This is a genomic window from Lysobacter sp. 22409 (genome assembly GCF_052045105.1).
Classification (GTDB): Bacteria; Pseudomonadota; Gammaproteobacteria; order Xanthomonadales; family Xanthomonadaceae; genus Lysobacter; species Lysobacter antibioticus_B.
Map to the genome: position 1 here is coordinate 59,783 of NZ_JBQEOE010000018.1, position 24,488 is coordinate 84,270.

20 protein-coding genes are annotated in these 24,488 nt (G+C 66.5%); 12 read left to right on the forward strand and 8 right to left on the reverse strand.

The features are described 5' to 3' along the window. Nucleotides 1–589 precede the first annotated feature (589 nt). The 5 genes from ACTJJK_RS11465 to dusA form a co-directional block, all read right to left on the reverse strand. Complete coding sequence (locus ACTJJK_RS11465) at nucleotides 590–2,002, reverse strand: ATP-binding protein (protein ID WP_440730248.1); 1,413 nt, start codon at nucleotides 2,000–2,002, stop codon at nucleotides 590–592. A 73-nt stretch (nucleotides 2,003–2,075) separates the two neighbouring features. Beyond that, nucleotides 2,076–2,759 carry a response regulator transcription factor gene (locus tag ACTJJK_RS11470; protein WP_031372686.1) on the reverse strand — a complete coding sequence of 228 codons (684 nt, stop codon included), beginning with the start codon at nucleotides 2,757–2,759 and terminating at the stop codon, nucleotides 2,076–2,078. Nucleotides 2,760–2,818: 59 nt separating this feature from the next. Then, complete coding sequence (locus ACTJJK_RS11475; protein ID WP_343223003.1) at nucleotides 2,819–3,163, reverse strand: hypothetical protein; 345 nt, start codon at nucleotides 3,161–3,163, stop codon at nucleotides 2,819–2,821. A 179-nt stretch (nucleotides 3,164–3,342) separates the two neighbouring features. After that, nucleotides 3,343–4,284 carry an arginine deiminase-related protein gene (locus ACTJJK_RS11480; RefSeq protein ID WP_440730249.1) on the reverse strand — a complete coding sequence of 314 codons (942 nt, stop codon included), beginning with the start codon at nucleotides 4,282–4,284 and terminating at the stop codon, nucleotides 3,343–3,345. A gap of 80 nt (nucleotides 4,285–4,364) precedes the next feature. Further along, entirely contained in the window at nucleotides 4,365–5,351 is a 987-nt protein-coding gene (dusA, locus tag ACTJJK_RS11485; protein WP_255610690.1) for a tRNA dihydrouridine(20/20a) synthase DusA, read from the reverse strand. 333 nt (nucleotides 5,352–5,684) lie between these two features. Between dusA and ACTJJK_RS11490 the strand changes: the two genes are divergently transcribed. The 11 genes from ACTJJK_RS11490 to ACTJJK_RS11540 all read left to right on the forward strand — a co-directional run bounded on the left by ACTJJK_RS11490 (nucleotide 5,685) and on the right by ACTJJK_RS11540 (nucleotide 18,271). Further along, nucleotides 5,685–6,110, forward strand: coding sequence for a hypothetical protein (locus ACTJJK_RS11490; RefSeq protein ID WP_223619644.1), 426 nt, complete (start codon nucleotides 5,685–5,687; stop codon nucleotides 6,108–6,110). Nucleotides 6,111–6,164: 54 nt separating this feature from the next. After that, nucleotides 6,165–6,515, forward strand: coding sequence for a hypothetical protein (locus ACTJJK_RS11495; protein WP_223619643.1), 351 nt, complete (start codon nucleotides 6,165–6,167; stop codon nucleotides 6,513–6,515). A gap of 85 nt (nucleotides 6,516–6,600) precedes the next feature. Next, on the forward strand, nucleotides 6,601–7,005 hold the full coding sequence (locus tag ACTJJK_RS11500) for a hypothetical protein (protein WP_440730250.1): 405 nt from the start codon (nucleotides 6,601–6,603) through the stop codon (nucleotides 7,003–7,005). Nucleotides 7,006–7,078: 73 nt separating this feature from the next. Beyond that, nucleotides 7,079–7,534 (forward strand): hypothetical protein, encoded by a 456-nt coding sequence (locus ACTJJK_RS11505; RefSeq protein ID WP_223619641.1) that lies wholly within the window; start codon nucleotides 7,079–7,081, stop codon nucleotides 7,532–7,534. After that, nucleotides 7,531–11,412: a peptidoglycan-binding protein gene (locus tag ACTJJK_RS11510; protein ID WP_440730251.1), complete on the forward strand. Its 3,882-nt coding sequence runs from the start codon at nucleotides 7,531–7,533 to the stop codon at nucleotides 11,410–11,412. Before ACTJJK_RS11505 ends, ACTJJK_RS11510 begins: the two co-directional genes overlap by 4 nt. A gap of 216 nt (nucleotides 11,413–11,628) precedes the next feature. Continuing rightward, nucleotides 11,629–12,396, forward strand: a complete 768-nt coding sequence (locus ACTJJK_RS11515; protein WP_440730252.1) for a sterol desaturase family protein — start codon at nucleotides 11,629–11,631, stop codon at nucleotides 12,394–12,396. Further along, a complete protein-coding gene (locus ACTJJK_RS11520; protein WP_440730253.1) occupies nucleotides 12,393–13,388 on the forward strand; it encodes a fatty acid desaturase in 996 nt (331 codons plus the stop codon). The genes ACTJJK_RS11515 and ACTJJK_RS11520 overlap by 4 nt, the downstream gene beginning before the upstream one ends. After that, nucleotides 13,388–15,289, forward strand: a complete 1,902-nt coding sequence (locus ACTJJK_RS11525; RefSeq protein ID WP_440730254.1) for an iron-containing redox enzyme family protein — start codon at nucleotides 13,388–13,390, stop codon at nucleotides 15,287–15,289. The genes ACTJJK_RS11520 and ACTJJK_RS11525 overlap by 1 nt, the downstream gene beginning before the upstream one ends. Next, a complete protein-coding gene (locus ACTJJK_RS11530; protein WP_031372675.1) occupies nucleotides 15,286–16,173 on the forward strand; it encodes a DUF6999 family protein in 888 nt (295 codons plus the stop codon). Before ACTJJK_RS11525 ends, ACTJJK_RS11530 begins: the two co-directional genes overlap by 4 nt. Before the next feature lie 302 nt (nucleotides 16,174–16,475). Next, nucleotides 16,476–17,681, forward strand: a complete 1,206-nt coding sequence (locus tag ACTJJK_RS11535) for a polymorphic toxin type 44 domain-containing protein (RefSeq protein ID WP_440730255.1) — start codon at nucleotides 16,476–16,478, stop codon at nucleotides 17,679–17,681. Nucleotides 17,682–17,815: 134 nt separating this feature from the next. Further along, the gene (locus ACTJJK_RS11540) at nucleotides 17,816–18,271 is read left to right on the forward strand and encodes a hypothetical protein (RefSeq protein ID WP_440730256.1); all 456 of its coding nucleotides are present in this window, start codon (nucleotides 17,816–17,818) and stop codon (nucleotides 18,269–18,271) included. Between the two features lie 150 nt (nucleotides 18,272–18,421). On the opposite strand, the gene rtcA is transcribed toward ACTJJK_RS11540, so the two are convergent. Next, nucleotides 18,422–19,441, reverse strand: a complete 1,020-nt coding sequence (gene rtcA, locus ACTJJK_RS11545; RefSeq protein WP_440730257.1) for an RNA 3'-terminal phosphate cyclase — start codon at nucleotides 19,439–19,441, stop codon at nucleotides 18,422–18,424. Between the two features lie 123 nt (nucleotides 19,442–19,564). Then, on the reverse strand, nucleotides 19,565–20,791 hold the full coding sequence (locus tag ACTJJK_RS11550; RefSeq protein WP_031372671.1) for an RtcB family protein: 1,227 nt from the start codon (nucleotides 20,789–20,791) through the stop codon (nucleotides 19,565–19,567). Between the two features lie 703 nt (nucleotides 20,792–21,494). Between ACTJJK_RS11550 and rtcR the strand changes: the two genes are divergently transcribed. Continuing rightward, on the forward strand, nucleotides 21,495–23,087 hold the full coding sequence (rtcR, locus tag ACTJJK_RS11555) for an RNA repair transcriptional activator RtcR (protein ID WP_440730258.1): 1,593 nt from the start codon (nucleotides 21,495–21,497) through the stop codon (nucleotides 23,085–23,087). Nucleotides 23,088–23,117: 30 nt separating this feature from the next. On the opposite strand, the gene ACTJJK_RS11560 is transcribed toward rtcR, so the two are convergent. Next, nucleotides 23,118–24,404 (reverse strand): YcaO-like family protein, encoded by a 1,287-nt coding sequence (locus ACTJJK_RS11560; RefSeq protein WP_440730259.1) that lies wholly within the window; start codon nucleotides 24,402–24,404, stop codon nucleotides 23,118–23,120. Between the last annotated feature and the right edge of the window lie 84 nt (nucleotides 24,405–24,488).

Below are 24,488 nucleotides of genomic sequence, written 5' to 3' on the forward strand. Positions count from 1 at the left end.
TTACCTTTCTTTTGTTGCTTTAGACAAAAGAAAGTAACCCGCCGCTTTAGTGGCGGAAGCTTTTGGCGTTTGATCTAGATCCTGATCTTGATCTTGCCGGAGCGATACGCCGCGAGACCATTACAGCGCGGTCGTGATTTATGGCGAGAGGAAATCCCTGTGGGACGCCGCTCCTACAAAGGCCTCCTCGAGACGGCGCGAGGTCGAGGCATCGCGGTCGCGGCTTGCGCCGCTCCTACCCTTGCGGCAGCCCGCGGCCTCGGCGGATGACTTCGGCGTTGTTGCCTCTGCGCGTCTCCTGGTCGCGGCTCGCGCCGCTCCTACCCCTGCGACGAATCACATCTTCGATCAATGACGAAGGCGTTGCGGACTCGGCACGTCCCGCGGTCGCGGCTTGTGACCGAAGGAAATCCAGTAGGACGCCGCTCCTACCCTGGCAAGCGCACGCCGCTTCGACGAATAACTATGGCCTTCGTTGCCTCGGCACGTCCCGCGGTCGCGGCTTACGCCGCTCCTACAGGGGCCATCCGAAACGACACGGAGATCGAAGCACAACCAGCGCAGGCGCAATCGCGGCGCGCCCAGCGCCTCACAATCCCGGCGGCAACTTAACCTCAAACCGCGCCCCGCCCAGTTCCTCCGACGGAATCACGTCGAGCGTGCCGCGATACCCGCGCACCAGGTCCTGCACGATCGCCAGGCCGATGCCGTGGCCGTGCACGCGCTCGTCGCCGCGCACGCCGCGCTGCAGGATGGAGGCGATCTTTTCCGGCGGAATGCCGGGGCCGTCGTCGTCGACGGCAAGCAACAAGCCCGGCCGGCGGTTGGCCGCGGTCTCGCCCGACTGCACCGTCAGCAGCACGCGCGAGTTCGCCCACTTGAAGGCGTTCTCAAGCAGATTGCCGAGCAGTTCCTGCAGGTCGCCCGGCTCGCCATGGAACTGCACGCCCTCGGCGACGTCGAACTCGCACAAGATGCCCTTGGACGAGTAGACCTTTTCCAGGCCGCGCACGATCTCTTCGGCATGCGGCTCGATCGCGATCGGCGCGGCGAACAGCGCATGGCCGCCGGACGCGGCGCGCGACAGTTGATACGAAACCAGGTCGTTCATACGCCGCAGTTGCATGTCGACGTCCTCGCGCAGGCCGGCGTCGATCGCCGCGCCACCGTTCTGGTCGTCGTCCAGGCGCGCGCGCAGCACCGCCAACGGCGTCTTCAGGCTGTGCGCCAGGTCGGCCAGGGTGTTGCGCTGGCGGTCGAGGTTTTCGCGCTCGCTCTCGATGAAGGCGTTGATGCTTTCGGTCAGCGGTTCCAGCTCGCGCGGGTGGCGCTCGCTCATGCGCGAGGCCAGGCCGCGCTGCACGCGCTTGAGCTCCTCGATCACGCGCTTCAGCGGGCGCAGGCTCCATTGCATGATCAGCGCCTGCAGCAGCAGCAGAATCACGCCGGCGCCGCCGAGGTTGCGCCACAGCGACAGGCGGAACACCGCGACCTGCTGGCGCAACGCGCTGGTGTCTTCGAGGATGTAGATCGTGTACTGGAACTCGGACTTGGAGTCGCCGTCGACGCTCCAGATCAGGCCGCGCCCATAGCGATAGGCCTCGCCGGCATGGCCGTTGATCTCGGTGATCGGCAACGGGCCTTCGAAGGTCTCCTCGGCGGCTTTGAGCATGCCGCCGTCGGGCAGCACCGGCCCTTGCGCGGACATCGAGTCCCAGTGCCCGTTAGGCAGGATCACTTCCGCGTACAGGCCGCTGCCGGGCCGGTCGAAACGCGGGTCCGGCGGGTCATAGGGCGGGATGATTTCGCCGCCGCGGCCGAAATCGGTGTCGGCGGCATAGGCCAGCGCGTAACTGGTCAGGCGCTGGCGCATGTTGCTCTCGGCCGTTTCCAGGAACGCGCGGTCGAGCGCGTAGCCGGCCAGGGCCAGGAAAGCGAGCAGGCCGAGGCTGGCGGCCAGCAACTGGCGCGCGCGCAGCGAGCGGGGCTGACCCCAGCTCATGGCATCGGACGGGCCGGACGGCCCGCATCAGGAGGAGACGCGGGCCGCATAGGGGTCCGGAAAGGTTCCTGGATCAGTCGCCGCTGCGCGGAATGGCGAACCGGTAGCCGCGACCGCGTACGGTCTCGATCGGCTTCAGGGCGCCGTCCGGGTCGAGCTTCTTGCGCAGGCGGCCGATGAAGACCTCCAGCACGTTCGAGTCGCGGTCGAAATCCTGCTGGTAGATGTGCTCGGTCAGGTCGGCCTTCGAGACCAACTCGCCGGCGTGCATCATCAGGTATTCCAGGACCTTGTACTCGTAGCTCGTCAGGTCGACGTTGCCGCCGTTGACGCTGACCGTCTGCGCCGCCAGGTCGAGCATGACCGGGCCACATTCCAGGGTCGGCTTGCTCCAGCCCGCGGCGCGGCGCACCAGCGCGTTGAGACGCGCCAGCAGCTCCTCGACGTGGAAGGGCTTGACCAGGTAGTCGTCGGCGCCCTGCTTCAGGCCCTCGACCTTGTCCTGCCAGCTCGACCGCGCGGTCAGGATCAGCACCGGGAATTTCTTGCCTTCGTCGCGCAAGGCCTTGATCAGCTCCATGCCCGACATCTTCGGCAAGCCCAGGTCGATGATGCCCAGGTCGAACGGCACCTCGCGGCCCATGTACAGGCCTTCCTCGCCGTCTTGCGCGGCATCGACCGCGAAGCCCTCACGCTTGAGGCGGGCGGCCAGGGTCTCGCGCAGCGGCGCTTCGTCTTCGACCAGCAGAATTCGCATGGGCACTCCCTTGTATAAATATCGGCCCGACAGGATCGTCCGGGCCGTCGAAGCGAAGGTTAGTCGTTGTTATTGTCGTCGCGGCGTGTAGGGCGGTCGTCGTCGCGGCGCCCCCGCTGCTGCGGGTCGTCCATGTATATCCGGACCCGGCCGCTGGAATCGACGACCTTGACCCGGTTTACGTCACGGCCGTCGAAAGGAATGCGCTCGGCGCTCAGGACCTGGCCGCCGCCGCTCTCCCGCTCGACCCGACGGATGGCGTCGGACAGGGAGCGATGGTCGTCGCGGCGGTCGTGCCCGCGGCCGCCACGGCCGTCGTCGTGCTGAGCCAAGGCATTGCCGGCCGCGGCGCACGAGGCGACGAGCAGCAGCAACGACAGGACGCGGGTGGACCGGATGCTCATGACGATCTTAGGATGCCCCAGCGGAACAATAATGTGCGAACTTGCGACGTGGGGGCATTTTCGGAACGGGGCAGTGAATCCGATCTGAACTTTTCGCTTGCATCCGGCTGCCATTCAGGCCGGTTCGACCGCCATCACACGTAGCGCCAGCAAAGTCCGTGCGCAGCTGAGAGTCATTCCTAATAAATCTCGCCGACGCAGCAGCGCAGTGAGCCGCCGCCGGCCTCGATCGCGTCCAGTTCGACCGTCTCCAGCGCGAAACCGGCCGCGGCCAGTCCGGCCCGGGTGGGCCCGGCCAGCGCCCGCCCGGCGGCGGCGCTCATCCAGACCCGGTCGGCCGACAGCGCGATCGAATTGGCCACGAAGGCGGCGTGCTCGGCCGCCGACAGGATCATCCCGTGCGGGGCATAGAAGCCGGCGATGGCCGACGCCAGCGCCGGCGCGGCGAAACCGGCCGGGCTGACCAGCGCGGCGCGGCCGGCCAGGACCGCCAGCACGACATTGGTGTGGTACTCGCCCGGCGCCAGCTCGAACAGCAGGGTCGCGCGCAGGCCCAGGGCCTCGTGCATGAGCCGTGCGCCGGCCTCGTCGCAGCGCTCGGACAGGCCGGCAAAGCCCAGGCCGCGGGCGCGGTCGACCACCAGGGCGCCGGTCAGCTCGCAGGGGTGGCCCTGCAGCGACAGATCGACCTCCCGATAACCCAGCACCCGGCCGAAGAAGGCGCGGATGTCGGCGCGCCCGGCCTCGCGCTGGCGGACCGGGTGGCGCATCCGCCCGACCAGGTAGCGCGGTGCCCCGCCCGGCTCCCGCGCCGCGTCGGGCCGCCCGGTCGCGAACACGTTGTTGGGGAACAAGGCGTCCGGGGTATCCGGATCGCCGGCGAAGCAGATCGTGGGCAGCACCGCCGACAGACTGCGCTGGAGCTCGCGATGCTGGGCGCTGGCGCGGCCGGGGTCGAAATCGGCTGCCTGCGCCATGTAGCGGTTGTCGCCGGCCGACTGCTCGGCGCGGGCGAACCCGTCCGGCGCGACCAGGAACGCCGCGCGCGCCGTGGCCGGGCCGAAATCGGCGGCGAGGGTGCGGGCCTGGGCGAAGAAGGCATCGGGATCGCGGGTGATCATGCGGACTCGCAGGCAGGCGCCGGTGGGGTTGGCGGAGGGCTATGGACGCGGCAGAGCCGGGAAACGCTGGTACCAGGACCTCAGGCGGCGTCGCGGGCGGCGAAGGATTCGGTCACCGCCAGGGCCTGCTCGATCAGCGACCAGTCGGCGCCGGGCTTGTGCGCGCCCTCGCTGAGCACCTGACGGAAGGCGCGACCGCCGCGCTCGCCGTGGAACAGGCCGAGCATGTGCCGGGTGATGTGCTTGAGGAACACCCCACGCGCGAGTTCCGCCTCGACATAGGGCCGCAACGAACGCAGCAGCTCGGCCCGACTGCGCAACTCGCCGCCGAACCAGGCGGTGTCGATCCGATGCAGCACGTAAGGCTCGTGATAGGCCGCGCGGCCGAGCATTGAGCCGTCGGCGTGCTCGAGATGCGAGGTCGCCTCCTCGGCCGAGGCAATACCGCCATTAACCAGGATCTTGAGCTGCGGCCGTTCGCGCTTGAGCTGATACGCCCAGTCGTAACGCAGCGGCGGCACTTCGCGATTCTCTTTCGGCGACAGCCCCTTGAGCCAGGCATTGCGCGCATGCACCACGAACATCGTGCAACCGGCCGCCGCGACCTCGTCGACGAAGGCCAGGAACACCTCGAAACGATGATCGTCGTCGACACCGAGACGGCACTTCACCGTCACCGGCACATCGCAAGCTGCGATCATCGCCGCGACCGACTCGGCGACCAGCGCCGGCTCGCGCATCAGGCAGGCGCCGAAACGCCCGGCCTGCACCCGGTCCGACGGGCAACCGCAATTGAGATTGATCTCGTCGAACCCGCGCTCGGCGCCGATCCGCGCCGCCTGCGCCAACAAGGCCGGCTCGCTGCCCCCGAGCTGCAAGGCCACCGGATGCTCGACCGGGTCCATCGCCAGCAGCCGCGCGCGGTCGCCGTGGATGACCGCATTCGCATGCACCATCTCGGTATACAACCGCGCATGCGGCGCCAGGGTGCGATGAAACACCCGGCAATGCGAATCGGTCCAGTCCATCATCGGGGCGACGGAAAGACGGATGGCCTGAGATTCCAATATTTTCCCGGTTGCTTCGATCACTGCTGAAACCCGCCTGCCCTGTTGAGTCCCCGGATACCTGCTGAACTCAGGCCGAGATAAGGCGTAAGTGTAGCAATGGCGGGGGTTGAGCACCTGAAAGCGATACTCCCGGTTGCGTTAACTTGCATCCGGCCACAGCCGACGCGCAGTGCGCCCTGCAGGAATATCGAAACGCAGGGTAATTACCCGAGGCCGGTGTAGGAAAAGTCTGATGCTACGACGGCTGCTCCTGAGCGATACTCAATGCGGTATTACGAGGCCGAGCGGGCAAATACGGCAGACCCGCGTTGCAGGGAAGGGACCATCAGGATGGCAGCGGATGAAGGGACGTTCGACTGGGTGCAGTTTCCGCATGGCCGGGCGCGCTTTGCTGGCGGCGTCCGTGGGGCCGAACAATCAGGCCACGACACTTTCGCCATCGAGCTGGACGACATCGAGTACTTCGGCGAAATAAGAAACACCTGGCCAGACCGCGAGCATTTCAATCTCGAAGTCGTGTCGTTCGGCCACCACATGCCCGAGAACATCGGCATGCCGATGAACGCCACCAACCCTTTCATCGCGAAGTTTTCATCCGATCAACTGCGAACGGTCCAGACGTTGATCTTGGGACTCGTCGAGGAATTTACGAAGCGCAATGACAGGCCGGTCATCATGTACATGGAGAACGAAAGCCAATTCCTTGGGAAGGTCACTTTTGCGAACGACTGGGCGTTGACGGCCCCTGGGTGTTGAGGATTCGGTTCCGGACCTCCCTCGCCTAGCAGCCTTCTATCCAAGAGCATCGTTATGACCCGTCTTCCACCGCCACCCGTGCCAAAGAAGTTGCATCAAATGCTTAGGGACTATCCCAAGCACATCGAGCGACTGCAGGAAGTTCTCAACACCGTAGTCGAAAAGCCGTCGCCGCTGACACCGCCATTCGAGGTGGCTATATGGGTGCTGGAAAGCCGGTTGGAGGCTTTCATTCGCGAAGCCAGGACTGAGTTGGAAGACGCGGAGGTCAGTGGCGATATGGATTCGATCGGGCAGGCGAAGATCAAGGAGGAACTCATGTTCAGGGCCAGATCGAGCAATGGCGGCATGAAGGGACTGCACGATCTATGGGATTACTTCGAAGGGAACAAGGACGCTTCCTAATGAACCGAAAGCGCAGTTCTCACGACCGAAGAATCCCCGAGTACGTGGCCAGCCCCCGGATACAATGCCCTGCAGAATGGAAAACATGGCCATGACGAACGACGTTGCTCCTCTCTCCCTTCGCCATAACTCACTTCTGCCGCCTATACCCAAGCGACTGACGGAAATGCTCAAGGACTACCCAGAGCACCTGGAGCGACTGCAAAAGACGCTTAATCAGGTAGCGGAAGAACCACCTTCGGTGAGCACCAAGTTCGAAATTGTGACTTGGATGCTACAAGGCCAGCTAGAGGAGTTTTTCCGGGACGCTCGAGCCGAGTGGGAAGCAGCAAAGGCAACCAAGGACGAGAGTGCAGTGGCCAGAGCTAAGGATAAGGAGCGATTGATGTCGCAGGCGGGCTGGAAGCACGTCTGGATCGGTGACGAAGCGCTTTGGGACTATTTTCAGCCGAGCCAAATAAATTCAAAGTCCCCACAACCTATGAATTAAGCGCTCCCCACTCAATGCTCTAACATTAAAGAAACCATACTGTAATTCTTTGTTTTTCGAAAAGGATAGATATATGAGCTTCATCAATGAATTCATTTCCGATGAAGATGCCGATAATTATCAACTCAAACAAATCGACGAGAAATTCATATCCAACGGAACGAATGCCCGGGATTGGACGATTGACCGAGACAGGAGCATCTATCTAAGAAACGTAGCGATAGGCAGCGGAGCAGAGCCGGAACTTCGAAACAGAACGCTGTGGACATTCTATTGGCAGGGCGACCTGCTGAACTTGCGCTTGGATTTACTAGCTGGAACAGGAGGCCGCGGCGAACCAGGATGGTCGCACTGGCTACTCGTCTGGTTGAACGGAAGCAACGGCTTGCCGGCACACCTCAGATCAAAGAAAGACGAAGTGATCCGTGATCTGGAAGAAGCACTAATCGCCTATAAGGACTTTGGCGTTTACTCGAAAAATACCGAGTACACCATCACCCTGGATATCAGTGAGGAATGCGTTTTATGACGTCTCCTTCCCTGACCTCCCAGCAAGCTATCGAGCTCCTGCGCAGGAGTCCTGAAGCCTATCGCTCGCCGGAACAGCTGCGTCAGCTAGCTGCGCAGGTAGATGCGGATAGTCCGGGACAGCTCACTGTTCTTTACAGCGGACCGACAGCAAAAGGTGTGTGGTCTTCGGATGTGATCGACAGCATGGTGGAGGCGAATGAAGACGTTCGCGTCATCAATAAAAGCGAAGCAGCCAAATTCCTGAAGTCACGCGATTTCTTTAGCGCAGTGGCCGATGCATACGACATCCCTGTCCGCCCGCTAATCGATGCCTCGTATCGCGGCCCCGCCGCCGACTGGCTCTACCATCCCACCGAAGGCCCGTGGGCCGATGCGTCGGCACGATTTGCGGATAAGACGGTCGGCGAGGTCCGCGCGATCGCGAGCGACGCGCTGCCGAGTCGCGTCTTCGGCGCGATAGAGGTGCCGCACGTCCTCGCCAACCCGAACGTTACCACCGTGGAAGGGATTCCGCGCGATGTACTGGTCGCGCGCCAGTCTAGCCATGGCACCCAAGCCGCATTCGAGATGATCGTTGCGCGGGCTCGGGACAACGTGGGGCAATTGCAAGTGGCAGTGAACTATGCCGGCATGCCGTTGCGGGGAGATTCGGGCCTTATCCTGACGGATAGCCGCGCTTATATGGTCGGCACTCAGGTTGAAGGCAAGACACCTGGGTTTACCACGCTCACTCGTCCGCTCGCTGACAGAATGAATCCGCCAACGGAGTACGTACTCGCGGGTGAACAACATTTCGCAGACTGGCAGGCCCAGGTAGCCCAGAGCGAGCGCGCAATGGAGGCCGCTCGCGCAGCGCCTATCAGGCGAATGGGCGCCGCTGTCGGCCTCGGCGTCGCCGCCAGCATCTACGACGCAAAACAGACCGGCGACCGCATCGGCACCTTGCTCGCGCAGGACAATCCGCTCGCCGCGCAATCGCAGTTCGCCCATTACGCGGCGCGCGGCACCGGCGGTTGGCTCGGCGGCGCGGCGGCCGGTCTCGCGGTGGGCTGGGAAACCGGGCCGGGTGCGATCGCGTTCGTGGCGGTCGGCGCGATCGCCGGCAGCGAGGTCGGCGAGAAGGTCGCCCAGTGGTGGGACGAGCGCCAGGTCTACAACCAGACCGACCGCGACGGCGTGGACTGGAAGTACAACGGCAAGCAATGGCTGAGGCAGGAGCCCGGCGACCTGCGCGACGACGGCGTCACCATTGCCGAGAAGCAGTCGTTCGCCGCCTTGCCGGACAAGGCACGGGAACTCACCTACCTGGCCAGCAATTCGTCCAGCGCCTTGGCGATGGGCAAACTGGAGCCGCCGCGCGACCCGTACGTTCTGCCGGCCAACGAGACCGACAAGCACAGCTTCGCCCAAGCCGACTGGCAGCGTAATGCGGAGACCGGCGACTGGGTCCGCCAGGTGGTGATCGCGCGCACCGACCGCGGCCACCCGCTGGTCAATCCGGAAAAAGCCTCGCCCGAACGCGCCGCGGAACTGGACCGGATGTCGGAGCAAGTGGTCCGCGAAAACATCGCCAGCGGCCCGGCACCGATCGCCGCGCGATACGAACAGGCCTATCGCCGCAACGGTTGGGATGCGTTCGGACCGATGCCGGAGCCGGTGCTGGCAGCGCTCGCCGAGCCGAACAGCCTGCAAGCCTCGGACGGCCACCAGTATCGCCGCGATGACGAGGGCCAGTGGCAGCGCCAAGACGGCCTGATGGCCGGCCGCCAGGCGTCGGGCAATCTGCAACGGGAACTCGACACCACGCGCGCCGAATTGCAGACGCAACTCGTGCAGCACGATCGGCACCTTTTGACGATTCCGCAGTGGCAGGCGCCGTCGTTGGACGAAAAGGATCGCGCCAACGTAATGTCCACCTATGCCGCGCTCGGCATCAAGCCGAATCCAGAGCGCCTGGACGCGGTGATGGATGCCTTGCAGCGCACGCGGGAGGCGCACGGCATCGACCCGCATGCCAGTTCCCTGCACGTGGAGCGCAGCCCGAACGGCGGCTACGACATCGACAGCCCGCTCGCCCACTTGCGTCGCGACAACGGCGTGGTCCAGATCGTCGCGGTCACGAGCACTGAGGACATCCAGCAGGCAGTGGCGGCCCGGCGCGAACGCGCGCCCCCCATTCCCGACACCCCGGAACTGCGCGTCGCCACGCTGTCGCCGCAGCAACGCGAGGCCCACCAACAGGCCGAGCGCGAAGCCAACCGGCAAGGGCTGTCGCGCGACGAGGTGCAGCAGGCGGCGCAACAGGCCGCCGTGGCGACCGCCTCGCCCGAACTCGCGCCGTCGGTTCCGGCACTCGATGATGCGCAACCCGTGCGTATGACCGGCGCGCCGGTTCCGCCGTCGGATTTGCGCCGAGAAGCCGAGCCCACAGCGGCGCCCACACCCTCGCCCGCACCCACGGTCGCGGCGCCCGCACCGATCGCCGAAACCGCCCCGGAACCCGAGCGTCCCCAAGCGGAAGCCGCAGCCCAGGCCAAAACGGTTGCCGCCGAGTCGCGCCAACCCGAATCGCCCCAGGCCGAGGTACCGCTGCGCGCATCCGAGCCGGCGGCAGCGCCGACTGCTTTCGTGCCGGGCGCTTCCATCGAAGCCGCTCCTGCCGAAGCCGCTCCTGCCCAGCCTGCCGCCAACCAGCCCGCCGCCATCCAACCTGCAGTCGTCCAACCCGATTCCGCGCAGCCGGCCACCGTCGCGCCTGCAATCGCGGCCAGCTCCGCTGCGAACAAACAGGACGACGTGCTTCGCCCCGGCGACCGCGGGCAAGAGGTGGAGCTGTTGCAATACCGCTTGCATCGCGTCGGTTATCGCGGCGCCGATGGCGAGCCGCTGGCTCAGAACGGCGAATACGATGCGGCCACCGAACAGGCCGTGCGTCAGTTCCAGCGCGACCAGGGCCTCGCCGACACCGGCATGGCCGATCCGGCCACGCAGCAGGCGATGTCGGCGGCGCAGCATGCGCGGATCGAATCGAGCAAGAGCGCCGGGCAGAACCCGCCGCAGGCGCAGGCCCGCACGCCGGCCCTGCCGGAATCGGACGCCCCACCGGAACGCCCCGCCGCCGTCGCCCGGCGGGACGACGAGGCGCCTTCGCAGGCAGCGCGCGAATTCGGTTCTCGTGCGCCGTCGAATGAAGAAGGCGCTCGATCCGCGCAGCCTGCCGAACGCCCACAGCCGACCGAGTTCATCGCACAGGACGAACGGGCGGCGCCGCGGCCGCAGACCGATGAAGCGCAACAGCCTCCGGCGCGCGAGACCGCCAACCTCGCTCGCGACGAGCAGCCGCAAACGCAAGCACCGGCTCGTTCGCACGAACCTGCGCAGCAGGCCGATGCGTTCGCCCCGGCTGCGGAGCGGACCACATCGCCACGCACCACCGAAACCGCAGCCACTACGCCGACGCGAGAGCCCCTACGAGAATCCGCACGAGAGCCTGCGCCGATGACGGCCCAGCCCGAGCCGCTCTTCAGCCTGTCGCGGTTAACGCCCAACGACCAGGCGATGTTCGCCAAGATCCGCGCCGGCGTGCCGGCGGACGTGCCGGACGAAACCGTGGCGAAGGCGATGCTGGAAGCCAAGCTCAACGGCATTCCGGATGCGGACCGCATCGACAAGGCGGCCGTGGTCGACGGCAAGCTGTGGGTCGCGGGCACCATCCCCGGGTTCCATGCCGGCGTATCGGTGGCCGAACAGGCGCCGGCGATGCAGGACACCTTGCGCGAGACGCAGTCGTTCAACCAACAGCGCGACGAGCGCTTGGCGCAGGAGTCGACGCAGAAGGCCCAGGACGAACCCGGGCGGGCCGCACGCATGCAGTGACGAGGCACGCAGCCACGGGCGGCGGCTGCGATCGGCGGCCGTCGCGGCGCCATAGCGCGCTCGGGCGATGCCCGGGCGGTCGCGCCGGGAGCCTCGCCCTGCTTCGCGAGCCACCCGATCGAGTCATCCAAACACGGCCTGCCCAGTCGCCTCGCACTGGGTTGGCGCCGCCGGATAGTGCAAGCTATCGGCAGGAGTAATCGGCAGGAGCCGCACGTGGGTCATTGGTTCGTCTCGCTGAGCGCCATCGAAGTGATGGTCGTGGGCGTGTTGTATTTCGCCGCGCTGTATCTGCTGAGCGGCGGCCTGAACTGGTGGCTGACCCACACCCTGCTGCCGACGCTCGGCTACGGCCGCCGTCTGGACACCCGCCCGTTGCCGCCCGGCCAGTTGCGCCGCGAGTTCGGCGCCTCGGCCGTCTCGATCCTGATCTTCGGCCTCGGCCTGGTCGTGCCCTGGGGCATGCTGCGCCTGGGCTGGGCGCGGTTCGCGGTCGACCCGCCGGCCTGGCGCGTGCTGCTCGAAATCGCCGTGCTGTTCCTGTGGAACGAGCTGCACTTCTATCTCAACCACCGCGCCCTGCACACGAGTTGGCTGCGCCGTTTCCACGGCATGCACCACCGCTCGCACGTCGCCACGCCGTTCTCGACTTACGCCTTCCACCCGGTCGAGGCGGTGATGCTCGGCAGCGTGCCGCTAATCCCGATGCTGCTGCACGATTTCAGCTTCATCGCGCTGGCCAGCCTGCCGGTGCTCAGCATCGCCCTCAACAACCTCGGCCACAGCAACTACGAAGCCAGCCACACCGCGCCGGCGCGCGGATGGCGCGGCGCCAGCCGTCGCCATCATCTGCACCACGCGCGCTACAACGGCAACTACGGCTTCCTGCTGGAAGTGTTCGACCGCTGGGCCGGCACGGTGATCGACCCCGCCGCCGAAGACGCCCGCCCTGCGGCGCGAACCCGCACGGACGGCGCGGCATGAGCGACGGCGCGGCCCGCGATGAAGCAGGCCTCCACCAGGCCCGTCCCGACGAGGCCGGCCCTGAGGAGGCGCGCTCCAACGCGACAGGTCCCGGCATCGGCGCACTGCGCCATCGCCGCGACCTGCAGAGCCTGGCCTATCTGATCGCGCAGCCGCTGCTGGCGCTGTGGCAGTGGCGGCACGGTTTCAGCCTGCCCCTGTATGCGCTGATGCTGTACCTGGCGATCGCGGTCAGCGTGATCCACCACAACCATGCGCACCTGCCGATGTGGCGCGGGCGCTGGCGCAATCGCTGCACCGATCTGCTGATCACCGTGCTGCAGGGTCACCCGACCTTCGTCTTCCATCCCGCGCACAACCGCAACCACCATCGCCATCGCCACGGCCCGGGCGACGTCGCCCGCACCTGGCGCTTCGGCGACCACAATCACGCGCTCGGCTGGCTGCTGCATCCGCTGCAGGCGATCGCGGTGATCTATCCCTTCCTGTTCGATTGGCTGCGCGGCGTGCGCCGGCGCGCGCCCGGGGCCTATCGCTGGTATCTGCTGCAGTACGCGGCCTGGCTGGGTTCGTGGGCCGCGCTGTTGGCCATCGACCCGGGCAAGGCGCTGGCGCTGGTGATCCTGCCGCAATTGCTGGGCCTGCACTGGCTGCTCTCGGCCAACTACCTGCAGCATGCCCACGCCGACGATGCGGCGCGGTTCGGCTACGCGCGCAATTTCGAGGGCTGGCTCAACCCGCTGCTGTTCAATATCGGCTTGCACACCGCCCACCACGAACACGGCCGCGCGCACTGGTCCGAACTGCCGCGGCTGCACCACCGTTACCGCCCTTTGATCGACCCACGCCTGCTCGAAGCCAGCTTCGCCGGCTACGCCTGGCGCGTATTCGTCCTGGGCCCGTTCCTGCCGCAGTATCGCTCGCGCTCCTTGCGCCCGGCCGATACCTGCGCGGCCATCGACGGGCCTGCCACCACTGCCAAGGATTGTTGATGCCCACCCGTTTCGAACGCACTTTCATCGAGGGCAGCGGCCGCTTCCTGCCCGGCGCGCCCGTCGACAACGCCGCGATGGATGCCTACATCGCGCCGCTGAGCAAGCTGTCCGACCGGATCAAGCGCCGGATCCTGGCCGAGAACGGCATCCTGACGCGTCATTACGCGGTCGATGCCGAGGGCCGCACCGTGCACTCCTGCGCCGACATGGCCGCATCGGCGATCCGGCAGTGTCTGGCCAGCACGGACACCGCGCTCGACGGCATCGGCCTGCTCGCCTGCGGCACCTCCGGCGGCGATGCGCTGATGCCGGGCTTCGCCTGCATGGTGCAGGGCGAACTGGCCGCGCCGCCGATGCAGACCCTGTCCGCGCACGGCATCTGCGCCTCCGGCGTCGGCGCCTGGGAAAGCGCGGCATCGGCGGTCGAACTGGGTTCGCACCAGCGCGCCCTGGTCGCGGCGGCAGAAATGCCGTCGCGCTTGTTCAAGCGTTCGCGCTATGCCGCGCGCGACTACAACGCCGATTTCGACGCGCACTTCCTGCGCTGGATGCTGTCCGACGGCGCCGGCGCCCTGCAGCTGAGTTCGGCACCGAAGCCGCGCGACGGCCTGCGCCTGCGGTTGCGCTTCATCCATCAGCGTTCGTTCTCCGGCGATTACCCGGTGTGCATGCAATTGGGACTGACGCCGGATCGCACCCGCAGCCATCTCGATTACGACTCCTGGCAGGCCGCCGAAGCCGACGGCGCGCTGTTCTTGCGCCAGGACATCCGCCTGCTGCCGCATCTGTTCGACGTCGGCGTGCACGAGTACGCCAAGCTGGCCCACGCCGGTTGGTTCGACCCGGCCAAGATCGATCACTTCCTCTGCCATTACTCGTCCGAGCGCTTCGCCCCGGTGGTCGACGAGCTGATGTGCAAGGCCGGACTGGAGATTCCGCGCGAACGTTGGTACAGCAACCTGACCTCGCGCGGCAACACCGGCGCGGCGTCGATCTTCATCATGCTCGACGAGTTCCTGCGCACCCGCACCTTGCAGCCGGGCGAACGCATCCTGTGCTTCATTCCGGAGTCCGGCCGCTTCACCGTCGCCTTCGTGCTGATCGAAGTCGAAGCCGCCGATGCGCCGCTGATCGCTTCCGCGTCCGTGCCCACGACGACTCCGGCCGTCGCCGCAGCGCACGATCCCGAGCTGATCGCGCCGCCGCACGACCCGGCCGACGCGCCCGCGGCCCTGCGTCATCTGCTTGGCGAGTTGGCGACGATCTGGCACGACTACCGATCGCGCGCCTGGCGCACACCGGTGATCCGCAAGCTGCGCGAGCGCCGCTTCGCCACCGCCGATTACGTGCAGTGGATGCAGCACTGGATCCCGCAGGTCCGCGAAGGCAGCAAATGGATGCGCGAAGGCGCGGCCGCGGTGCAGGCGCCGTACACCGAGCTCAGCGCCCTGATCGAAACCCATGCCGGCGACGAACAGGACGACTACATGATCCTGTACGAGGACTACCGCAAGGCCGGCGGCGCCGTCGCCGACATCGACGCCCTGCGCCGCAACCCGGGCGGCGAAGCGCTCAACAGCTACCTGCACGCCTTGGCGGCGACGCCGAATCCGCTCGGCCTGCTCGGCGCGATCTACATCATCGAAGGCACCGGCCAGCGCATCATCCCGGCCCTGTTGCCGCTGATGAAGGCCAGCCTGTCCCTGCCGGCCGACGCCTTCCGTTTCCTCGAATACCATGGCAGCAACGACGAGCACCATCTGGCCCGCTGGCTGCGGGCGATCGAGATCGTGCTCGAACACGACGCCGACGGCGAAGGCGCCCGTGCCATCATCGCCACGGCTCGACGCACCGCGGAGCTCTATCTCATGCAGTTCGATCACGTGATGCCGGCATGAAGTACCAACCCGAGTTCCTCGAGCAGGCCTACGACCCGCGCGACCCCAGTCCGTGGCTGGCCCTGTACCTGGATCGCAGCACGCCGCTCGACGACGAGGTCAAGCGCGCCTGGCTGGCCGATTCCAGCTCGCGCTCGCGCCAGTTCGTGCTGCCGTTCATGCGGCCGCTGGCGCGCACCTTGATCGTGCTGATCCAGGTCGCCAAGGTATTCGCCCCGCGCCGGCTCGCGTTCTCGCGCACCCTGCACCGCCTGCTGGCCTGGGGCATGGAAAACTTCCTGCGCCCGGAAGCCAACTGGCTGATCCTGCGCCACTTCCATCTCGGCTCGCAGGTGCTGGAGTTCATCGGCAAGAACTCCGGGGTCGAGGTGCAGGGCAACCCGCTGCGCCCGGCCGCGGTGGCCGACGTGCGCGAGGACATGTTCCTGGTGCACGACCTCAACCTGTTCAATTTCGTCATCCGCCTCAACCAGAACCTGCAGGCGGCCGGGCGCGAACTGCAGTTCGTCGCCGACCCCGACCTGTCGATGGTCAAGCAACCCGAGCTGCGGCTGGAGGACATGCCGCGGCGCTGGCGCAATTTCCTCGACCTGCAGAGTTCGATCGAACTGTTCACGCCGATCTACCAACTGCTGCTCACCGACAGCGACTTCTGGCGCGCGACCAACTCGCTGCAGCTCGACGAGACCATCGGCCTGTACGTGGCGACTATCCTCGATGCACGCTCGCACCTGGTCCTGCTCAACAACCGCCATCCGCTGGTGCCGTTGTCGACCTTGCGCGCCGGCTTCCGCCTGACCCTGCACGGCCTGTCGACGGAAATGCTGCACGCCTTCCTGATGAGCAAGCGCGACCAGCAGGCGGCAGCGGCGGCCGTCGCCTGAAACCGCGGCCAGCCGTAGCCGCATCCGGCGCCTCGGCCCCTCGCGATGAGAGGCCGGGCCGCCGCGACCTGTAAGGGCATCACGGCCAAACCGACCAACCCACCCGGCAACGACCAACGCTGGCGCTGAGGATGTGCGCGGATCGTGCATTCGGCCAGGCTGACTAGGGTTTCCCCCGATTTACCGGCGTGCGGCGGCTGTCTAGGCTGCTCGGCATTGCAGTCCTCCCCTGCGCCGCGGCCGGCTTCCGGCTTGCACCGGCGCGACCGCCGATCTGCCCCGACCGGGCAAGGAGCCGTTCCATGAGCGTCGATTCCGCCGTTTCCGTCACCCAGGACAAACTCAGCCAGGGCTGGCTCGATTGGGACGTCAGCAAGGGCGACCTGGATGCGATCAACCGCGAGGTCGCCAACCTCACTCTGGCCGAGCGCAACGAGTTCATCGGCAAGCTCAGCAACGACGACATCAAGAACTGGACCCAGGAGATCGACGGCGCGATGGGCTCGCTCAGCGCCGGCGAGCGCGGTGAGTTGTTCAACCGCTTGGCCGAGGGTCTGGACGGGCCGCAGACCACCCGCTTCGTCGAAGCCTTCGACGGCAGCTCGGGCGGGCTCGAAGCCTTCGCCGACGCTATCGCCAGCCACGGCAGCAGCGACGCCAAGACCGCCTTCATCGGCGCGGTCAAAGGCGACATCGACGGCGAGTACAAGGCCACCCAGGGCACCTGGGGCAACAGCGAAACCGAAGCGGCCGGCAAGGTCCTGGCCAGCCTCGCCAACGACCCGCAGGCGTTCCAGCAAGCCGTCGGCTCGCTCAGCAAGGAGCAGTTGCAGGACGTGATGAACGTGGCCATGGGCCGCAAGTACATCGTCGACTTCAGCGGCCGCACCGCCGGCACCACCCAGTACGACCCGAGCGTGCTGACCGGCATCCTCAACGCCGCCCAGGGCGCCGACCTGCCGACCCGCACCGCGGTGTTCGAGGCGGCGATGCCGCAGTTGCAGACCATGCAGGGCGACAACGTCGGCCTGCTCGGCGCCGAACCCTACGTCGACGGCGTCGCCCAAGCCATGGGCAAGGTGCTCAGCCGCGACGAGGCCGTGGAAGCCGGCCTGCTCAAGATTCCGGAAGCGCCGGCCGGCGTGTCGATGGACGCCAACATCGCCGACACCCACAAGCACGAGTTCCCGAATCCGGGCGACATGGTCTGGTTCAAGGACCAAGTCCAGGGCGGTGGGCCGTGGGACTACAAGACCCAGGGCGCGCAGTACGAGAACTACGGCAACTTCCATTTCGGCGTGGTCGCCGCGGCGATGGACATCCCCGAGCAGATCGGCCTGCGCGGCGCCGGCTACGTACAGATCCAGTCCGACACCTCGCAGGACGGTTGGGGCAAGCCCTACGACCTGGGCGACAGCAGCTACGGCGACGACCCGCGCGACCAGGCCCAGATCAAGGCCGGTTACGACTACTACAACTCCGGCATGTGGCGGGTCTGGGCGGATTGACCGCTCGGCCGGATTCGATCGCGAAGGCGCCGGCCATGCCGGCGCCTTCGTCGTATTGGGCGTGCGTGCACTACTCCGCGGCGCCGCGCACCCGTAGGATCGAGCAGAACTCCGACCGAGACGAATCGCCGACGATGAAAGCCCGCATAGCTACGGTACTGACGATGGTGTTGACGGCGCTGCTCGCCATCGGCTGCAGCCACGACGCGATCATGCCCGACGTGGAAGTCGCCCGGGTCGCCTCGCCCGACCTGCAGGCCGACGCGGTGCTGACCGAAGCCAATCCCGGCGCCACGGCTTCCTTCATCTATCGGATCCGGATCGTGCCGCACGGCGCCGACTGGCGCTCGGCGCCCTCCGCCGCCGAGCTGTACGGCGCGACCCGCAACGCCCAGGCCTACGGCGTCGATCTGCACTGGCAGGACGCCAACAACGTGCGCGCCGATTACCTGCAGGGCCGGGTGATGAAACCGGCCTCGGCTGCAGTCTCGGTCGCGGGGCGCGCGGTGACGCTGCAATTGCGTAGCGGCGTCAGCAACCCGGCCGCGCCGGCCGGCGGCATGGCGCCCGAACCCAAGCAGGCACGGTAGACACGGCGCAAGGCGGCAGCACCGGGCCGGCCCCGCCTTCGAGGCAGCAGGCCGTTGCGCGGTCGTCGCTGGGCGCAAACAATCGTCGCGACATAACGCATCCACCTCTTCGCATTGCGCAAGCCGCGACGGCAAGCGCCGCCGCGACCCTTACGAACGCACCGTCACCCGCCAGCACCTCTCGGCCTCCTGGACCCAGTCGATCTCGACCGGCAGGAACTTCTCGATCAAGCGAGCGTTGCTGAGCAGATGCTCGCTGAGCGCGGCGGTGGTGAACTCACCGCCGCCGGCCAAGGCCATCGGCAACAACAGCTGATCCGACAAGTGCTCGCCGACCGCCGCCGGCGAGGACAGGTAGGCCGAGGCCTGCTTGACCAGGCCGATCGCGACCTGCTCAGCGCTGAGCCCACGCTCGCCGAGCGCACTGAACAGCTCGGTGTGCTGCTCGCCATGTACGCGCAGCAGCAACACGTTGGCTGGGCTTTGCGCGTTGACGACGCGGCGCAGATGCTGCTGATCCTCGGCCAAGCCCAGACGCTCGGCGACGACCGCCAGTTCGCGGTGGCCGATCTGATCCTGCAAGGCCGACAGCAACACGGTCGTGTCCAGGCGCGGGGCCGCATCGCGTTGGTCGAATACGCAGCGGCGCAATTGCGCGCACGGCGCTACGCGCAACTGCAGCGCACCGCCGCCGGCCGGGAAAAATCCATGGCGCTGCAAGACGAAGCTCGCCTCCACGCCCATGCGCTGCAAAGCCGGCAGATAGGCTTCGGCGATGAAGTCCGCGCACGGCGCCAGCGGGTTGTGGGTGCCGCCTTCGATGAACACCTCCGACGGCTCGGCGCACTGCCATAGCGCCGGCAGCACGGTCTGCAACACCAAGGTCGCCGAACCGGCGCTGCCGATCGAGAAACGATAGCGGCCGGCGTTGATCGCGCCGGGCATGAAGCGCAGCGTGGTCGCACCCAACTGTGCGCCGTGGACGTGGGCGCAGCCGATCTGCGCCGCGGCGCCGACTGCGGTCAAATGTTGGCGCATCAGCCCCGGGCGCGAGCGCTTGGCACGGATGTGCTGCATCTCGAACGCGGTGCCGGTGCACAGGCTCAGGGTCAATGCGGTACGCAGCAGCTGTCCGCCGCCGTCTTGCCCGCTGATTTCGATCAGTTCCATCTTGCGATCCATCCATCGGGACGGCCTTGCGGCCGCCCGCTCTCCTTTCCGTTTCGCGGCGCCGTTTCCGGTCGCCGCTATAGCTTGTTGGCGCGATACCGCGCGGCATTGCGGCCCGGGCGTTCAGCCCTTGACGCAAACCACCTGGCGCAGCGTATGCACGATCTCGACCAGGTCGCTCTGCGCGGCCATGACCGCATCGATCGACTTGTACGCGGCCGGCGACTCGTCGACCACGTCGGCGTCCTTGCGGCATTCCACGTGCGCGGTCGCCCGTGCATGCTCTTCCAGGCTGATGCGCTTCTTCGCCTCGGTGCGGCTCATCACGCGGCCTGCGCCGTGGCTGCAGCTATGGAAGCTGTCGGCATTGCCCAGCCCGCGCACGATGAAGCTCTTCGCGCCCATGCTGCCGGGAATGATGCCGAGCTCGCCCTTGCGCGCGCTCACCGCGCCCTTGCGGGTCACCAGTACGTCCTTGCCGAAGTGATGCTCGCGGTTGACGTAGTTGTGATGGCAGTTGACCGCCTCGGCCTGCGCCTCGAACGGCTTGGCGATGACCTTGCGCACCGAGTCGACCACGTGCTTCATCATGATCTCGCGGTTGCTGCGCGCGAAACGCTGCGCCCAGTCGACCGCGAACACATAGTCGGCGTAATGATCGCTGCCTTCCGGCAGGTAGGCCAAGTCCTGGTCCGGCAGGTTGATCATCCAACGGCGCATGTCCTGCTTCGCCAGCTCGATGAAATGGCTGCCGATCGCATTGCCGACGCCGCGCGAACCCGAGTGCAGCATGAACCACACGCGCTGCTCCTCGTCGAGGCAGACTTCGACGAAGTGGTTGCCGGTGCCGAGCGTACCGAGGTGGCTGAGGTGGTTGCTACGCTCGAGCTTCGGGTGCTTGGCGACGATGCGCTCGAAGCCCTCGTGCAGGCTCGACCAGCTCTGCAAGGACGCTTCCGGCGGATTCGCCCATGCACCCTTGTCGCGCAGGCCGCGGCCGACCGTGCGGCCATGCGGCACCGCCTTCTCGATGGCCGCACGCACCTCGCCCAGATGATCGGGCAAGTCCTGCGCGGTCAGGCTGGTGCGCACCGCGATCATGCCGCAGCCGATGTCGACGCCCACCGCCGCCGGCACGATCGCACCGACGGTCGGCACCACCGAACCCACGGTGGCGCCCTTGCCGAGGTGTACGTCGGGCATCACCGCGATCCAACGATGGATGAAGGGCAACTTGGCGATGTTCTGCAACTGGCGGCGCGCCTCGTCCTCGAGCGGAACGCCACGGGTCCAGTGCTTGATCGGCACCGCGCCCGGCTCGTTGATGACATCGTACTGGCTGGTGTTCATGGTCTTGCTCTCTTGGTTGCGCACACAATGAAGGGGAAAAGCTCGAAGGGCGAGCGCGGTTGCGCTGGGCCTCTACGACGGCCGCGGGTGCAGCACGAGGGAAAAGCGGCTGCGCGACGACGAAGACAAACGCAGCCGACTCCTGATCGCCTATCGGCCGGCGGACCCCAATGTCCGCCGGCCATCCTGTAACCGCATCGCACTTCCCTTGCGCGTGCGGTCGACGGGTTTCCAATCCGTCCACGCGAACACACTCCTTGCGTTCGCGTTGCGGCGCATCCTTGCGCCGCGGCGGTACCGATCCCTGGCCCGCCTTGGAACGGATCGGCGATCCGCTCCTTCCTTCTCTTTAATCTCCGCCCATATCGCGCATCCCCAATCGGCAAGTCGATGCCGGATTCGTCGATGCGCTAGCTCAATCGTTTGGCGGCCGCGGTGCGCTGCGGCAGGTGTTGCAACTGCTCCTAGCCGCTCGCGTGGAAGGCGCGGTTCAAGCCACCGGTCGCGGCGTACATCGGGGTTGGCCATCGGGACATTGCGGTTCGAACTCGCAGGTAGTAGCGCAAGCCCCGTGCCAACCACCCCGAGCCCAACCTATCTAATTGAATAAATTGATATTTACTTCAGAGTGACCGGTTTTGCTCGCCCGATCAGTCATTCGTTATCTATACTTTCTGATCGCTTTATATATGAATGTATAAACATGAAACGCCAGGTCGTGGTCGGCATGCTCGGCACCCAACTCGACGCCGGCCTGGGCCCGGGCCGCTGGGAGAAATGGCGGCCGACGGTTTCGCTGGGCATGCACGAGGACTTGCTGCTCGACCGCATCGAGCTGCTGGTCGACGAACGCCGCTACGGCAAACTCGCCGCCGTCGTCGCCCAGGACCTCGGCCAGGTCTCGCCCGAAACCCAGGTCCGTCGCCACGACACCTACCTCGCCGATCCCTGGGATTTCGAGGCCGTGTACGGCGCGCTGCACGACTTCGTACGCAATTACGACTTCCAGCCCGAGGAAGAGGACTACTACGTCCACATCACCACCGGCACCCACGTCAGCCAGATCTGCTGGTTCCTGCTGACCGAAAGCCGTCTGTTTCCGGGGCGCCTGCTGCAAACCGCGCCGCCGCGCAAACAGAACGGCGAGGCACCCGGCAGCTATGCGGTGATCGACCTGGACCTGTCGCGCTACGACCGCATCGCGCAGCGCTTCGCCGAGGAGCGCCTGCACGACCGCGACCTGCTCAAGAGCGGCATCGCCACGCGCAACCCGGCCTTCAACCGCATGATCGAACAGATCGAGACGGTGGCGACGCGTTCGAAATCGCCGATGTTGCTGATGGGCCCGACCGGCGCCGGCAAGAGCCAACTCGCACGCCGCGTGTTCGAACTCAAGAAGCAGAAGCATCAATTGCCGGGCCGTTTCGTCGAGGTCAACTGCGCGACCCTGCGCGGCGACGGCGCCATGAGCACCTTGTTCGGCCACATCAAGGGCGCCTACACCGGCGCCTCGACCGATCGCGCCGGCCTGTTGCGCTCGGCGCATCAAGGCCTGCTGTTCCTCGACGAAATCGGCGAGCTCGGTCTCGACGAACAGGCGATGCTGCTGCGGGCGCTGGAAGAAAAGCGTTTCCTGCCGGTCGGCGGCGACAAGGAAGTCGAGAGCGACTTCCAGTTGATCGCCGGTACCAATCGCGACCTGCAGCAGGCCGTGCTCGAAGGCCGCTTCCGCGACGACCTGCTGGCACGGCTCAATCTGTGGACATACCGTTTGCCCGGTCTGGCCGAGCGCGCCGAGGACATCGAACCGAACCTGGACTTCGAGCTCGAACGCCACTCCCGCGAGAACCGGCAACGGGTGACCTTCAACCGCGAAGCGCGCGAACGCTATCTGACCTTCTCGCGCAGCGCCGAGGCCACCTGGGGCGGCAACTTCCGCGACCTCGGCGCGTCGGTGATGCGTCTGGCGACCCTCGCCGAGGGCGGGCGCATCCGCAGCGATCTGGTCGAAGAGGAAATCGGCCGCCTGCGCCGGCAATGGCACGGCGCCGGCCTGCGCCCCAGCCTGCTCGACGAAGTCCTCGGCGAGCGTGCGGCCGAACTCGACCGCTTCGACCGCGTGCAACTGGAAGACGTGCTGCGCGCCTGCCGTCAGGCGAAGTCGCTGTCGCAAGCCGGACGCGAGCTGTTCGCGGTCTCGCGCGCGGCGCGCACCAGCACCAACGACGCCGATCGCCTGCGCAAATACCTGGCCCGGTTCGGACTGGATTGGGAGCAGGTGCGCGGACGCGGCTAGGCCGAGCGCCAGCGCACCGGCAGGCCCGCTTCAGCCCGCCTGCTCTTCCGCCTCGACCGCCCTGGACGCATTCGCGGGCGAGAGCCTGGACAGAAACTCGCGGCCGCGCCGGCCTGGCGCCATCAGGATGCCGGAGGTCGCCAGGAAGAAGCGCTCCAGTTCGAACGACACACAGCTGGCCACGCAGAAGTCCTCGCCTTCGCTGTGATTGACCGCGTAGTACAGCTCGATGCCGCGCGCCTCCAGATCGGCCACGACCTCGGGCAACAGCAGGTCCGGCGCCAACCTTGGCCGGTCCGGATGCGGCCAGTCGACGCGCTCGAGCCGGTCGCGATCGACCTCGAAATAAGCGCAGGCCTGCAGCCGCGGATAAGCGGCAAGCATCTCCAGCGCGAGTCGGTCCAGCTCGGCCAGATGGTCGGAGCGCTGCTTGATGTCCACGCATTGCACCAGTTCGGTCAAGGCGCGCATCGCCGCGTACTGCCCATACGAGGACGCGCCGCAGCCGTGCGGGTAGACGATCTCGTCGGGCCGGCGCTCGGCGACGGTGGCGATGAAGGTCGGATAGCCGAGGTCGGAGGTCACATCGATCAGCAACACGCCGCGGCCGATGCGGCGCTCGGTGAGGCGCAGCACTTTCTCGACCTCATCGGGCAAGGAGGCAGGGTCGATCAGCGCGCCGTAGCGGCCCGGGCCGCCGAGGTAATGCGCGAGGAGGAATAACGACCAGGCGTCGCGCTCGACGATCTCGCCGATGCCGTGCAAGGCCGCTTCCTCGAGGCTGGCGCCGATCGCGGTGCCGCTGTTGGAGCTGTAGCGGATCACGCTGCGGTAGTCGAAGTCGTCGCGCCGGCCCGACTGCGCGTCCAGTTGCGCGCCGACCGGATAGTCCGGAAAGCTCAGGAACAACGGCACCTGGATGTCCTGGCGGCCGGCGAAGAAGGAGCGGTAACGGCGACAGGCCAGGTAGCGGCCGCGGTTGTCGGCGAACGCCGACAGGAAGGGCAATGCGGCGTAGCGCGGATCGTCGATGAAATGCTCGGCCGCGACGTATTCGACCGGCGTCGAGACCCGGCTCGCCTTGCAGTAATAGTGCTCGACCGCCTCGTGCAAGGCGCCGGCCATCGAAGTCGCGGCATCGCCCTTGCCGAAGCCGCGGCTGATCAACTCGCCGCCGGCGTCGCGCAAGCTGCATTTGACCGTCATCAGCTGGCCGCCGTAATCCTCGGTTTCCACGGTCCAGCCGCGCCGGGCGATGCAGTCGCGGATGATGCGGTCGGCGTCGTCCAGACTGCGCTCTCGTTCGTACGGAATCATTCCCTGCTCCTGCCTTGCCTCGTCGTAAAGACCGCATGGCGCGCCGCTCGCGACGCGCCATGCGGGATCGCTGCGTCGAGACGC

Excerpts from the sequence above, each read along its gene's own strand:
- ACTJJK_RS11470 (WP_031372686.1), bottom strand. The coding sequence starts at position 2,759 with ATGCGAATTCTGCTGGTCGAAGACGAAGCGCCGCTGCGCGAGACCCTG.
- ACTJJK_RS11540 (WP_440730256.1), top strand. The coding sequence starts at position 17,816 with ATGAAAGCCCGCATAGCTACGGTACTGACGATGGTGTTGACGGCGCTG.
- ACTJJK_RS11475 (WP_343223003.1), bottom strand. The coding sequence starts at position 3,163 with ATGAGCATCCGGTCCACCCGCGTCCTGTCGTTGCTGCTGCTCGTCGCC.
- ACTJJK_RS11495 (WP_223619643.1), top strand. The coding sequence starts at position 6,165 with ATGACCCGTCTTCCACCGCCACCCGTGCCAAAGAAGTTGCATCAAATG.
- ACTJJK_RS11535 (WP_440730255.1), top strand. The coding sequence starts at position 16,476 with ATGAGCGTCGATTCCGCCGTTTCCGTCACCCAGGACAAACTCAGCCAG.
- ACTJJK_RS11530 (WP_031372675.1), top strand. The coding sequence starts at position 15,286 with ATGAAGTACCAACCCGAGTTCCTCGAGCAGGCCTACGACCCGCGCGAC.
- rtcR (WP_440730258.1), top strand. The coding sequence starts at position 21,495 with ATGAAACGCCAGGTCGTGGTCGGCATGCTCGGCACCCAACTCGACGCC.
- ACTJJK_RS11505 (WP_223619641.1), top strand. The coding sequence starts at position 7,079 with ATGAGCTTCATCAATGAATTCATTTCCGATGAAGATGCCGATAATTAT.
- ACTJJK_RS11500 (WP_440730250.1), top strand. The coding sequence starts at position 6,601 with ATGGCCATGACGAACGACGTTGCTCCTCTCTCCCTTCGCCATAACTCA.
- ACTJJK_RS11560 (WP_440730259.1), bottom strand. The coding sequence starts at position 24,404 with ATGATTCCGTACGAACGAGAGCGCAGTCTGGACGACGCCGACCGCATC.
- ACTJJK_RS11480 (WP_440730249.1), bottom strand. The coding sequence starts at position 4,284 with ATGATCACCCGCGATCCCGATGCCTTCTTCGCCCAGGCCCGCACCCTC.
- rtcA (WP_440730257.1), bottom strand. The coding sequence starts at position 19,441 with ATGGAACTGATCGAAATCAGCGGGCAAGACGGCGGCGGACAGCTGCTG.
- ACTJJK_RS11490 (WP_223619644.1), top strand. The coding sequence starts at position 5,685 with ATGGCAGCGGATGAAGGGACGTTCGACTGGGTGCAGTTTCCGCATGGC.
- ACTJJK_RS11465 (WP_440730248.1), bottom strand. The coding sequence starts at position 2,002 with ATGAGCTGGGGTCAGCCCCGCTCGCTGCGCGCGCGCCAGTTGCTGGCC.
- ACTJJK_RS11550 (WP_031372671.1), bottom strand. The coding sequence starts at position 20,791 with ATGAACACCAGCCAGTACGATGTCATCAACGAGCCGGGCGCGGTGCCG.
- ACTJJK_RS11510 (WP_440730251.1), top strand. The coding sequence starts at position 7,531 with ATGACGTCTCCTTCCCTGACCTCCCAGCAAGCTATCGAGCTCCTGCGC.
- ACTJJK_RS11520 (WP_440730253.1), top strand. The coding sequence starts at position 12,393 with ATGAGCGACGGCGCGGCCCGCGATGAAGCAGGCCTCCACCAGGCCCGT.
- ACTJJK_RS11525 (WP_440730254.1), top strand. The coding sequence starts at position 13,388 with ATGCCCACCCGTTTCGAACGCACTTTCATCGAGGGCAGCGGCCGCTTC.